The 12613-nt window shown below is 53.5% G+C and carries 14 protein-coding genes; 1 reads left to right on the top strand and 13 read right to left on the bottom strand.

Features of this window, described 5'->3' with window-relative positions; translation table 11 throughout:
• Positions 1-22 precede the first annotated feature (22 nt).
• From mreC to M3089_RS07385, 4 genes are all read right to left on the bottom strand, one after another.
• Complete coding sequence (mreC, locus tag M3089_RS07400) at positions 23-889, bottom strand: rod shape-determining protein MreC (RefSeq protein WP_205110836.1); 867 nt, start codon at positions 887-889, stop codon at positions 23-25.
• 175 nt (positions 890-1064) lie between these two features.
• Positions 1065-2087: a rod shape-determining protein gene (locus M3089_RS07395; RefSeq protein ID WP_205110838.1), complete on the bottom strand. Its 1023-nt coding sequence runs from the start codon at positions 2085-2087 to the stop codon at positions 1065-1067.
• A gap of 39 nt (positions 2088-2126) precedes the next feature.
• Positions 2127-2720 (bottom strand): IMP cyclohydrolase, encoded by a 594-nt coding sequence (locus M3089_RS07390; RefSeq protein ID WP_249082998.1) that lies wholly within the window; start codon positions 2718-2720, stop codon positions 2127-2129.
• Positions 2721-3134: 414 nt separating this feature from the next.
• Positions 3135-3503, bottom strand: a complete 369-nt coding sequence (locus M3089_RS07385; protein WP_249082994.1) for a hypothetical protein — start codon at positions 3501-3503, stop codon at positions 3135-3137.
• Between the two features lie 106 nt (positions 3504-3609).
• Between M3089_RS07385 and M3089_RS07380 the strand changes: the two genes are divergently transcribed.
• Positions 3610-4161, top strand: coding sequence for a GrpB family protein (locus M3089_RS07380; protein ID WP_249082992.1), 552 nt, complete (start codon positions 3610-3612; stop codon positions 4159-4161).
• A 152-nt stretch (positions 4162-4313) separates the two neighbouring features.
• On the opposite strand, the gene M3089_RS07375 is transcribed toward M3089_RS07380, so the two are convergent.
• The 9 genes from M3089_RS07375 to M3089_RS07335 all read right to left on the bottom strand — a co-directional run bounded on the left by M3089_RS07375 (position 4314) and on the right by M3089_RS07335 (position 12596).
• Entirely contained in the window at positions 4314-5174 is an 861-nt protein-coding gene (locus M3089_RS07375) for a hypothetical protein (RefSeq protein ID WP_249082990.1), read from the bottom strand.
• Between the two features lie 292 nt (positions 5175-5466).
• Positions 5467-5955: a hypothetical protein gene (locus M3089_RS07370; RefSeq protein ID WP_249082987.1), complete on the bottom strand. Its 489-nt coding sequence runs from the start codon at positions 5953-5955 to the stop codon at positions 5467-5469.
• An 11-nt stretch (positions 5956-5966) separates the two neighbouring features.
• Positions 5967-6440 carry an SMI1/KNR4 family protein gene (locus M3089_RS07365; RefSeq protein ID WP_249082984.1) on the bottom strand — a complete coding sequence of 158 codons (474 nt, stop codon included), beginning with the start codon at positions 6438-6440 and terminating at the stop codon, positions 5967-5969.
• A 35-nt stretch (positions 6441-6475) separates the two neighbouring features.
• Positions 6476-6970 (bottom strand): RNA polymerase sigma factor, encoded by a 495-nt coding sequence (locus M3089_RS07360; RefSeq protein ID WP_249082982.1) that lies wholly within the window; start codon positions 6968-6970, stop codon positions 6476-6478.
• Between the two features lie 997 nt (positions 6971-7967).
• The gene (locus tag M3089_RS07355) at positions 7968-9332 is read right to left on the bottom strand and encodes a tetratricopeptide repeat protein (RefSeq protein ID WP_249082980.1); all 1365 of its coding nucleotides are present in this window, start codon (positions 9330-9332) and stop codon (positions 7968-7970) included.
• Positions 9333-9501: 169 nt separating this feature from the next.
• On the bottom strand, positions 9502-10464 hold the full coding sequence (locus tag M3089_RS07350) for a PstS family phosphate ABC transporter substrate-binding protein (protein WP_205110848.1): 963 nt from the start codon (positions 10462-10464) through the stop codon (positions 9502-9504).
• A 3-nt stretch (positions 10465-10467) separates the two neighbouring features.
• Positions 10468-11295, bottom strand: a complete 828-nt coding sequence (locus M3089_RS07345; RefSeq protein ID WP_249082978.1) for an energy transducer TonB — start codon at positions 11293-11295, stop codon at positions 10468-10470.
• 38 nt (positions 11296-11333) lie between these two features.
• The gene (locus M3089_RS07340; RefSeq protein WP_205110850.1) at positions 11334-11981 is read right to left on the bottom strand and encodes an ExbD/TolR family protein; all 648 of its coding nucleotides are present in this window, start codon (positions 11979-11981) and stop codon (positions 11334-11336) included.
• 3 nt (positions 11982-11984) lie between these two features.
• On the bottom strand, positions 11985-12596 hold the full coding sequence (locus M3089_RS07335) for an ExbD/TolR family protein (protein ID WP_205110851.1): 612 nt from the start codon (positions 12594-12596) through the stop codon (positions 11985-11987).
• Between the last annotated feature and the right edge of the window lie 17 nt (positions 12597-12613).

Below are 12613 nucleotides of genomic sequence, written 5' to 3'. Positions count from 1 at the left end.
CAGTTGACATTAGGGAAACAAACTAATCATCGGCACCTATGCGCAGTGAGTCGCGTGCCGCGTCGAGCAGCTTGACGCGCTCGGCCACGGTGCTGTCGGTAATTACCAGCACGTCGCGCAGGTTGCTGAAGTCGGTTGTAAGCTGCACCTTGAGCCTGTATGAAAGGCCGTCGCGCGAGTTGTACACCTGCAGTATCTTTCCCACGAGCACGCCGGGAGGGAATATCGACGAGTATCCGCTCGTCTCGACCCAGTCGCCACGGCGGAAGCGGGCGTGCCTGGGAATGTCTTCAACGTAAGCCACCGTAGGGTCGCCGCCATACCACGCCAGGTAGCCCACGTAGCCGCGGCGGCGTATGGTGCAGCTTATGCGCGACTTGAGGTTGAGCACCGGCATGACCACAGAGTAATGGTCGGCCACGAGGTAGACTATGCCCACTACGCCGTTGCCGCAGGCCACGCCCATGTCGGGCTTCACTCCGTCGAGCCGCCCGCGGTTGATGGTCATGAGGTTGTAGGGCTTGTCGAGCGAATTGTCGACCACCTTGGCCGGCAACAGCTGATACTGCGACAGCAACTGGCGCTCGCTGCGCTCGAGGAAAGACGTGTCGCGGGTGAGCTCGCCGTACAGCCTCGACAGCTGGTTGACCTGCCGCTCGAGGTAGAAATTGCGCAATGCGAGCTCTTCGTTGACGCGGGTCAGCGAGAAGAACGACTCAACCGCCGAGTTCCACTCATACACCTTGCCTGCCACGGCGTTGGCCGTGGAAAACCATACGCTGCCCTGATAGGTGTTGTAACGGAACAGAAGCACCGCGCTGACCACCTCAAGCAGTACGAAGATTATCCAATGATTGTATTTTGCAAGGAACTCTAAGAGGTTTCGCATAACAGATGTTTTAACCCTGCGCCCCACAACCCACAACCCACAACCGGCTGCACTGCCGACGCCTTACGGCATGGCAGCAGAGCCACGCCGCAAGGCGCCGCCGCTGCCATGGCCGGCACGAGCCGTCCGCGGAGCAGCCGATAATGGATTGACGGTCACGGGTTGCGCAATGACCTCATCGCATGAGGAACGAAAAACGGTCCACATTCTTAAGGGCAATGCCCGCGCCCTTGGCCACGCTGTGCAACGGGTCTTCGGCAATATGGAACTTGATGCCTATCTTGTCGGCAAGGCGCTTGTCGAGACCGCGCAGCAATGCGCCGCCGCCGCTGAGGTAAATGCCGTTCTTGACGATGTCGGCATACAGCTCGGGCGGTGTGTTCTCAAGGGCAGAGAGCACCGCATTCTCTATCTTTGCCACGGTCTTGTCGAGGCAGTGGGCTATCTCCTGATAGCACACCGGCACCTCCATGGGCAGGGCCGTGATGCGGTTGGGGCCGTGGACAACGTAATCCTCGGGAGCCTCCTCGCCCAGGTCGGTGAGCGCCGAGCCCACATGAATCTTTATCCGCTCTGCCATGCGCTCGCTGACCTTAACGTTGTGCTGGCGGCTCATGTACTCCTGGATGTCGGCAGTGAGGTCGTCGCCGGCTATGCGTATCGAGTTGTTGCTCACGATGCCGCCGAGCGATATCACTGCAATCTCGGTTGAGCCGCCTCCGATGTCGACAATCATGTTGCCTTCGGGCGCCTCTACGTCGATGCCTATGCCTATGGCAGCCGCCATGGGTTCGAAGATGAGGTAGACGTCGCGGCCGTCGGCGTGCTCGGCAGAGTCGCGCACGGCGCGCAGCTCAACCTCGGTTGAGCCCGAAGGCACGCCGATGACCATGCGGAGCGACGGCGAGAAGAGCCGGCTGCCCGTATGAACCATCTTTATAAGTCCGCGCATCATCTGCTCACAAGCCGAGAAGTCGGCTATCACTCCGTCGCGCAACGGGCGGATGGTGCGTATGTTGTCGTGTGTCTTCTCATACATCATCTTGGCTTTCTCGCCCACGGCAATCATCTTGTCCGTGCGGCGGTCGAGCGCAACGACCGACGGTTCGTCGACCACAATCTTGTCGTCGCTGATGATGATAGTGTTAGCTGTGCCCAGGTCCATTGCTATTTCCTGGACGAAAGAAAAGAATCCCATAAACCCTCCTTGATGCTTATATATGATTGATATGCGGGATTAACGTGCGAACCAGTTGTGGATGGCCGTGTCGTAATGGCTGCTTACGCCAAAGGCACGCTCGGCAAACATCTTCCGGTCGGCCAGGTCGGTCTGTGCGCCTTTCTTGTTGAGTATGTCAAGAAGCACGCCATACTCGGCCTTGCTCGGCACGATTACCACGTCGTTGAAATTCTTTGCACCGGCACGGATGAGCGAGATGCCGCCTATGTCTATCTTCTCGATGATGTCGGCATCGCTTGCCCCACTGGCAACGGTGTCCTCAAACGGGTACAGGTCGACGATGACGAGATCTATCTCGGGTATCTCGTATTGGGCCATCTGGGCGCGGTCGCCTTCGTTGTCGCGGCGGGCAAGGATGCCGCCAAACACTTTCGGGTGGAGCGTCTTTACGCGCCCGCCGAGGATTGAGGGGTATGTTGTAACGTCCTCTACCTTCTGGCACTCATAGCCAAGCGACTCAATGAAACTCTGCGTGCCTCCCGTCGAGAGGAATTTAACGCCTTCTGAATTGAGCTTACGCAAAAGCTCGTCAAGCCCATCCTTGTGAAACACCGAAACCAACGCGGTCTTAATCTTTTTTGTATCAGCCATAAATCGAAATATAACGTTATATATAATCAGGCTGCAAAGTTACTAAAAAGGAAGTGACTAAGCAACACTTTTACGGCGAAAAATGTTTTTGGGCGCCAACCTATTGCGCACATGGCTGCATTACGCCTGCCCCGGCGCTTCTCATAGCGACAAACAGCATGGCAACGGAGAACAACCGCAAAGCAATGTGGTGGCGCAATGCTCGCGGCGATGAAGGGTGAAATGCAAAACGGGCGGCGCACAGACTTTTGTCGCGACACAACGTAACAGACTGCGAAACAGCGCGTTTACCAATGCCATAGGGTCGGGCGGCGATATTGGGCCGCGCATGTGGCCGCACTGTTGCCACTTTGCTAAGAAACGCCGCCACAAGGGCCGCCACCAATTCGGGTACACACCAACCGGCCCAAACGCTCAGGCCAAGACTTTGCCCAACCGGTTTGCGCAAATGCTACAGGCACTAACCGGGGACGACTGGCCTTTGCCCTGGCGGTGCAGGCGGCGCTCGGGCAATTGCAAACGAGTTTGATTGCCGCTCGCTGGCACTGTCTTTGAATAAAACAGGCGGCGCTCAGGCAATTCCAAACAAGTTTGATTGCCGCTCGCTGGCACTGTCTTTGAATAAAACAGGCGGCGCTCGGGCAATTTCAAACGAGTTTGATTGACGCTCGCTGGCACTGTTTTTGGATAAAACAGGCGGCGCTCGGGCAATTCCAAACAGGTTTGATTGACGCTCGCTGGCACTGTCTTTGGATAAAACAGGCGGCGCTCGGGCAATTCCAAACAAGTTTGATTGTCGCTCGCTGGCACTGTTTTTGCAATGGGGGATGGCGCATGGTTTCATTTTGTGAAGCCGAAACTATTGGCAAACATACAAGCAAACAAAAGCATGGCATCAAAAGATTATCTGGAAAAAGTGACGATTGGGGAAGTGGAAAAGCCCTACGGCAAGATTGTGTTGCAAGAATATGACGCACGTTGGCAGGATATGTTCGACCGGGAAAAAAACAAGATTGACCGCGCACTGGCCGGAACACGGCACACGGTGGAACACGTTGGGTCGACCTCGGTGGCGGGCCTTTGTGCCAAACCGATTATAGACATACTGCTCACAGTGGAAGACTCCGGCAACGAAAGTATGTATGTCGGGGCACTGGAGGCCGAAGGCTACAGGCTGAGGGTGAGGGAACCGGAGTGGCACGCCCACCGCATGCTGAAAGGGAAAGGGCCAGAAGTAAACCTTCACGTGTTTTCGGAAGGGTGCGCAGAGGCCAAGAGGATGTTGGACTTCCGCGACCGTCTGAGAACCGACGATGCCGACCGGCAACTGTATGCAACTACGAAAAGGGCGCTGGCTGAAAAAAACTGGGAGTGCATTCAGGACTATGCCGATGCAAAATCGGCTGTAGTGGCGGAAATATTAAGTCACACCGAACGGTGAACGGGGCGGCCGAAAGGCCCAAGGCTGAGGACAACCAGAAAACACGAACGGGGCGCAGGGCACCGACCACGGCAACAAACGCGCGGCAGCCACCTGCTGATGGCCGCCGCGCAAACCCACGCCCGCAATACGGATTGTAGCATGGCTAACGTTCAGATGCGCACACCGAGGCCAAAGGCCAGCTGGTAGCACTTAGGGGCTGAAGCTGTCTTCAGCAGCGGTGTGAGGGCCGCACGCCCGTAAACCACTATATACCGATAGCCCATGCGCAACTCGAGGTTGAGTCCGAGGGGGTTGATGTTTGTGTCGGAGGTCTCGGTGCGTTTCTCTTCGCCTACGTAATAGCGCGAATGGTCCTTCCAGCGCATCTCGACCGAGGGGCCCAGCGCCACGAACAGGTCGTCGCCGCCGGTACGGCTTTGCCACTCTATCATGAGCGGTATGCGCATATAGCCATAGCTGATGTAGCTTTTCCTCACGTCGCCATCGTCGACAAGGCGCATTGATGTGGCTCCGTCGGTAGTCGATAGCACGTAGTTGCCCTGGAAATGATGGTGCACGCGCCCCATCTGGCAGGCCGACGTGAGTGCCAGTCCCGACGTCAGCCGGCAAGCCATGGTGGCGCAGGTGATGCCCCACTCCCACGACTTTGAGTCGCGTGTGTGCATGGCTGGATTTCCACCGGTTGAGAAAGCCGACCGTTGCAGGGTGTTGAAGCCCATGAAAAACAACGGGTAATGCGCCTTGGGGCTACGCTTTTTTCTGCCAACGGTTTGCGGGATGAAAGGCGATGAGATGTATACCCGCTCTATCTCCTGCCCGTCAACATAAGATGTCTCGTAGGTTCGGGTGAGCCTTGAGCTGTCGGTGGAATAAACGCTCACGCGGGTATGACCGGCCGAGTCGGTCAAGACGATGCGCTTGCCGCTTACGGTGAAGGTGGTGTCGACGGGCGAAGCGGCCTGTGCAGTCATGGCTGCAGTGGCGGCAATGACCATAAGTAACGTTTTCATATCGCTTGTTTTTTTAGTTCATATTGTGTGAATCTATCTATCAATTGTGGGTGCCGCAAGGCAGACTGTTGCCGCGGTATCGGCTTCTGCCATTATCTAACGACGGCAATGTAGGGCCGGCGCCCTACCGTAACGTTGTTGCCGGGCCCGAGGCCGGGGCATGGCTGCTGACGGGCGGCAGCCCTTCTGCCGTTGACGGGATGCCGGAGAATGGCGCTCCCGCCCGGAAGCGGACGGCCGTCTACGGCTCCGCCGCCACAGCGGAGCCCACTTCGGGGCGTGGCGGCAACGGTCAGCGGCGCGAGAAACACAGTTTCATAATGTCGTCGGGCGACAGTCGCCCCTCAATGTATATCACTGCGCCATTGCCCTTGCCCGCATCGACAAAGAGCACATAGCGATTGCGTCCTCCCGAGAGCGGGGGCATCATGTAGTAGCCGCTGACCACCTTGCCGCTCTCAACCACCTCGCGTATTTTCGTCGCCCGGCGGCGGTCGGCCTCAAGGTAAGGCTCGATGGCTGTGCCCAACCTCTCGTAAGTGAGGCTCTTGTATATGTCGAGGCGATGGCCGCCGAGCTTGGCGTCGTGCATCTCGACCATGGTGCATCCCTTTGCACGGCCAAAACGGCTGAACACTTCGTCAACGGCCAGCCCCCTCTGGGCTGTTGCCGTCGCGACCGACAGCAGCCACGCAACCGCAACCAGAACGCCCAGGCGCAAGGCAACCGTGGCGGCAGACGAGAGCCCGCGGGCACTATGGCAGTTTGTTGTAATCATCATAATGAAAGGTTTTAGCGTTGTTGTTGTTCACCATCCGCCCCCTCAGGGGCACAGGGAGCGGTGCGCATCATGTCGAGAGCGCCAAATGTGTCGTAATCGTCGGAAGCAACTATCCTCAAGGCCCGCACGGCCTCACGGCGCACCACGTCGGGGTCGGTGACCACCCTGCCGTCGATGACGGCGTAACTCTGCGGGGTGGGCGGCGACGTGAGCACAACCACGGCCACGACAGTGGCTGCAGCCGCAGCGGCAGCGCCCACCCAGGCCGCAAGGCGAAGCCTCGAGTGATGCCGGCGGTGGTCTGTGGCACGTGCGCGCCCGGCCGCCACATAGGCAAACATGGCCCGGCAGGCACGTAGGTCGGCAGGCAGGCTGCCGCCCACATCGTCAAGCAGCCGGGCCAACTGTCGCTCTTCGGCAGCGGTGGTGAGCCCATCCATATACTTGTCTGCAAGCTTCCTTATGTATTCTTCGTTCTCCATCATAATTTTGTTTTGCGTTTGCATGTGTTGCATGCAGGTCACGGTCGCGACGTGATGCGCATAAACTCATCGCGTATCTTGCGTCGGGCCCGCGACAGGTTCTGGCGCAGGGCCTCGGCAGTGCAACCGGTTACGAGCATTATGTCTGCCGCATCATAGCCCTCAATCTCTTTCATGCGGAACACGGTGCGCTGCAACGACGGCAACCTGTCGACGATGGCGGATATCAAGGCAACATCGTCGTGCAGTTCCATGTCGTATGGCGCCACGGCACGGGCCGCCTCGGGCAACTCTCGTCCGCATTCCAGCGCTGCATGACGGCGGCTGTCGCAGTATTTGTTGCGCATGACGGTAACGGCCAGCCCCATCAGGCTTTCATACCGTGAGAGCGACGAACGCATGGCCCACAGCGCAAGCAACGCTTCCTGCACCAAGTCTTCGGCGCGGTCGTCGTCACCGGCTATGCCTCGCGCCGCCACCTTCAGGCGGGCCCGCATCGGGGTCATGATTCTGTTGAACTCTTCGGGTGTCATGATGTGCATACATTTAATTGACGTTTGAACGCCATTTTTGTGACATCAGAAACATGTTTTTTTAACCAAGCGAGCATCTGTTTTCATGCCGAAAACGGCAAAAACAACGAAAAGTGAACATTAATATCCAAAAACAGCCAAAACCGTTTGAGGCAGTCGGCAGGCGCACACCGGCGTTAACCATTTTAAGTTAAAGGCAACGGCAACGGCCCTTACAGTTAACCACCTGCCTCTCAGCGGGTTGCAATACGTGGCGTTTTGAATGGCAAGATGTGCCGTTCATCATGCTGAAACAGGCCATATCATTGGGCAGAACTTGCCGTTTGGCATCGCAACATGGCACATGGTGGAAGACAATGAATCTAAGGGATGTTGGTAGCTGCATATTTGCAAGCATGCACAATTAGCGGGTATTAAGTAAGTGTTCAATATTAATTGCCATCAAATTGTGCGCTATTTCGGAGATGCACGGCAAAGTCTGAAGAGAGAGCGTAGCGGGCTACGCCACCGATGAGACATTGGTATGCGGCCCGAAAGAGCGCACAAGATGGTGGCAAAGATATATTGGACACCTGCAAGGGCAATTGTATCGGTTAAATTTGAACTGCTTCTTAATAATAAAGCAAATGGATTTCCGCATTCTGCCAGATGCGAGCGGTTAGCAGGGGTAAGCAGAAGACACCACTCGATGTGCCAGCTGATGTTGTTGGCTGAGATTACCCGCTAAGCCGTTGTCACCTAACTACGGGCGGCCGTGATGAAAACTTACTCCCGGCAGATACATACAAGTGATTGCCAACTTGCGGATTTCCATGAAAAACAATGCCTTACCCCAATAAACAGGAACGGCCATTTGACAGAAACCGGCAACAGCACAAAGACCACAACGCAAAATCTCCCGCTGCGCAATGCACAACGGGAGATCTGCATAACTAATAATCGTCGGTCAAACGGCATCCTATAGATGCCAATGTGACGATTTATCTTTATCGGTATCTTACTTTGTGGTAAGGGTCAGGGCCTGCTTGGCAATCTCGTTCTCAGGATCGATGGCGAGAATCTTGTTCCAATATGATGTTGAAGTGGCCTTGTCTTCCTTCAGCAGATAGTAGTATCCAAGGTAACGATAGCACTCAACGAGACGTGCGTTGTCGGAAGCCGACTTCTCGGCACGCGGCTCAATCATGCCCATTACCTTCTCATAATATGGCTTGGCAAGACCTTCCTTTGTCTCGGGATCCATGTATGAGTTTACACGGGCACGCATGAATGTTACATACTCGAGGGCATCGGGATACTTCTTCTCCATGTCTACATACACCTGCTCGGCCTTCTTGAACATGTCGATGCGAGCTGTATCAGACAGGGTGTCGGCATACTGGATGTAAATCTGGGCCAGGGCAGCGGCATCATTGGCCGACGCATTGCCGAGAGTGGTCAGATAATCCTGGTAGTACTTGATGGCGTTAGAGTAGTCTTCCTTAGCCAGATAGCAATCAGAGAGCTGCTTGATTACTCCAGCGCGCTTCTCGTTGTTGTCTATCTTCTGCTCAAGGGCCTTCTGGTACATGGCTACAGCCTTGTCGTACTCTTTGTTGCCGTTGTATGCATTGCCGTAGTAAGTGTAGTCGTAATATGAGAACTTGGCGCTGTCAGACTTGTTGAAAAGCGCGTCGGCATAGTTCAAAGCGCTGGGATAGTCCTCCATGTCGGTGCAGTTGAAGAAAGCCAGGCGGTTGAAGGCGGCGTCACGCGGCAACTTGGTCAGGCCGAACTTGGCTATCTCGAGGCTCTCGGAGTATTTCTGGCCGAAGTACAACGCCATGGCATACTCGGTGAGCTCTTTCTCTGTGAGCTTGTTTCTGTCGGCCTTGGCATAGCTCTCGGCAGCCTTGTCAAACTCGTTTGAGATGTAATATATGTGACCAATCATTCCATCAACTACCACATCGGGGCGCTGTGCGCGCAACTCCTCAAGACGGCCTACAGCCTCCGTAGGACTGATTTTGCGGTAAACGCTGGCATACTTGTAGTATCCTTCGGGATCCTTCGGGTCGAAATAAATGGCCTGGTTGTAATAACCGGCAGCAGCACCACCGTCGTTGTTGAGAGCGGCGATGTCTCCCTGGAGGATAAACGCAGGAGCATACTTCTTGTTTGCCTTAAGGGCGTACTCCACGTACTGTGTTGCGTTGACAGTATCCTTGATGTCGAGGAAAGCCCTACCCATGGCAACAAGAACGTCTTCATTCTTCTTGTTCTTCTTGTAAACGGCCTTTACCTGGTCTTCCAAGTCGGCAGGCTTGCTCTTGATTACTTTCGTTATTGCATCGATAGTGGCTTTGTTATCGTCTTGAGCCATTGCAGGCACTGAAAGCGCCAGCATAAAAGATCCAATTAATAAATACTTCAAACTCTTCATATTAACCTTAAATTGCTTAAATTCCTTTCGATAATTCTAGTCGATAATTCTAGTAGTCAAAGCCCAAGGATGCCCCGGGCTAATAGATTTCACATCATAACGCATGCCGTCACTCATCACTTACACTCACCTCCCTGACGGTCATGTTTCCCCTATATGGCAACAGACCTGCCTTGAAGAATATCCGCTGCCCACGACTGTCGGCAGACATGAAATTGGCAAAACCCCATGGCAGGCCATGACGGGGGTCGTTAAGCAAAGCGTAAATGGTGCGGACAAGCGGATAATTGCCATTCCACAAATAATACTGGTATGGCTTCCAGCTGCTCTCAACTGTCGCGGGGTGTATACGGCTCACACCCATCACACGTATGTTCCGCTTAAACGTCACATTGGTAGTATCGCGCTTGTCATTGAGCCAATTAGACCCTATAATCCCAATGGCATTTGGATGCTTCTCGACAAAGTCTATGACTTCGGCCGATTTGTCCACCGCATAGATGTTGGGGCTGTTTATTGGCTTGCCGCCAAGCAATGAATCAACACAATAATGCACTGTGCTCGATTGCTTATTGTCGAAGGCCACCTCAATGCTGTCTAACTTGGAGTTGGGATAAAGCGCCTTCCATTTCGCAACCTTTCCACTCAATATCTGCTTTATGTCATTGACAGAGATTATCGTGTCGGGGTTGGAATTGTTGACAATAAGAGCCAAGCCGTCAAAAGCCAACGGTATTGCTATCGGCTGGAAACGCCGGGCCTCAAGGTTGGCCACCTCCTTGTCTGTAAAATTGCGCGAGGTTATGGCAAGATACACCTGCTCCTTCATGAGCATGTTAACACCATCGAGCTCGTTGGTATATATAGGCACCAGCTTTGCCTTTGGATAAACAAACTCGAAAATCTCACGCTGTTCGTCAATAATAGGACTGAAACTCTCATCAGAGACAAACTTAATTGTCCCTGATGAGTAAGTGTCAGTTCTACCATTCTTAGGCTTGTCCTTGCAAGATGCGAACAAGCCTAAGATGAGAGTCAATCCAACAAAGGTGTTGAATACGTTAATCTTCATTATTTATTGCAGTCTGAATGTCACAGGTACAGTGTACTTAACACGTACAGCAGAACCATTCTGCTTACCGGGAATCCACTTAGGCATGCCTGCCACCACGCGGGATGCTTCCTTGTCAAGTGAGGGGTCAACAGACTTGACCACTTTGACGTCGGTGATAGAACCGTCACGCTCTACAACGAACGTCACGATTACGCGGCCTTGAACACCGTTCTCCTCGGCAATGGTAGGATACTTAATGTGTGTGGACAGGTATTCAAACAGTGCGGCATCGCCACCGGGGAACTGGGGCATCTGCTCTACAACGTCGAACACTTTCTCTTCAACAGGCTTCTCCTGTGCAATCACTTCCTTGGCCTTGAGCACCTCGCCGGCGGCCTCGTCGTTACCCTTAACGTCGAATGAACCGATGGCTACGGCTGTCTTGGCAAGGTCGTCCTGAGACTTCAACTCGTCTTCTGGCGCAACGTCCTCGTCCTTCTTGATGACAGGGGCAGTAAACTTAACAGAGCTCTTTACTTTCTCTACAACCTTCTGCTCCATCTCAATCTTGACGGGCTCCTTACGCTCAACCTTAGCTTCCTTCTTCTTGGCCAGCTGCGAAAGCTCCACATCTGTGGTAATGGCAACCTTCTTAGGCATTGCATTCTCAATGGCTATCTTTGCCCATACGGCAGCCATGATTACCACAATGGCAACAAGCACAATGATGATTGACGCCAAGTTGCGCTTTCCTGTGTTCTTACGCAGACGGTAGGCACCATAAGAATGATTCTTACCTTCAAAGACGAGATCGACCCAGCTATTGTCTATTAGATCTATTTTTGACATAGTTCTTCCTTTTTAATTATCTTCTGTCACCGATTCGATTACTTGATTCCTTTCAGAGAGAGAAGCTTCTCGTCATCAGGAGTTATCTTGTCAATGACGTACTTACCAATGCTGCATATCTGCATCTCGTCAAGAGCCTCAACCATATTATTATAGCTGGCAGTATCCAAAGGCTTTATAATAATGGTAAGAGTAGGTATCTTCTCACCGTTGATATTACCTTTGCGCAGTTCATCAAGCTCCTTGTTGTACTGCTCCTCAGTCATTGTCGACCCAGGGGCGGTCTTGCGGGCGTCAAGATCCTGCTTCGCTTTCATGATGCGGGCCACGGGGTTGATGCCTTCCTCGGTTGTGTGCTTGATGAGCACGCTACGGATTCCGTCCTTGCCCCATGTGGTCTCTTTCACGCATTCCGGATTGTCGTACTGCGGGATGCCGGCAACATAATATATCTTGTCATTAGAACCAAGATATATGGTGATGGTATGAGAAGCTTTCGTTACAGACTTTTCCTCGTCAGTCAGCTTCTGGTCGTTCGACGGCATGGTAAGCTGCATTGCCGAAGGCTTGCTAAGGGTCGTACAAAGCATGAAGAAGGTGATAAGAAGCATCATCATGTCCACCATCGGCGTGAAGTCCACGCGGGTGTTCATTTTCTTCTGCTTGCTTTCTTTTTTCTTTGCCATGGATTATTCCTCCCCTTGTTTAAGATTTGTGATAAGTCTGTAACGGTTCTCGTTCATGTCCTGAAGCTCAGACATCATGGTCTTCACAACCTTGTATGGTGTCTTTGCATCACACTTGATGGCTATCGTCATGTCCGGGTTGGCTTCACGCGCAGCCTTGACCCACTCCTGGAACTCGCTCATGCCACCGTCAATGCTGTCGGTGGGTATGCCGAGCGTCTTGATAGCTTCAGCCATCTGTTCTTTTTCAAGACTGAGGTAATCTCCCAAAGCGCTGATAGGGGCGCCAACCATCGACTCCTGGCTGAAGTTCTTGAGTTGGGCGCTGTTGAACGACAACCCGAACTTGTCTGCAATGGTTTGCAGCATGGCGTTCATGTTGTTCTTGTTCTCGGTGCCTATGAATATCTTTCCGTCGTTTCCGACCAAGATATTCAAGACATCGTTCTCAGGCACTTTGACCTCAGACACCGAGCTTGGCGTGTTGACCTGTATAGGCTCCGGCTGCAAGAATGTTGATGTCAACATAAAGAAGCACAGAAGCAGCGTCATCACGTCAGACATAGGCGTCATGTCTATCCAGATGTCTTTTTTCTGTATCTTTATTTTACCCATTAGTTTGAATTTAAAAG

Source organism: Marseilla massiliensis, from assembly GCF_023336985.1.
Lineage (GTDB): Bacteria > Bacteroidota > Bacteroidia > Bacteroidales > Bacteroidaceae > Prevotella > Prevotella intestinigallinarum.
The sequence above is the reverse complement of the archived record's forward strand: the minus strand, read 5'-3'. Positions and strand labels throughout refer to the sequence as shown.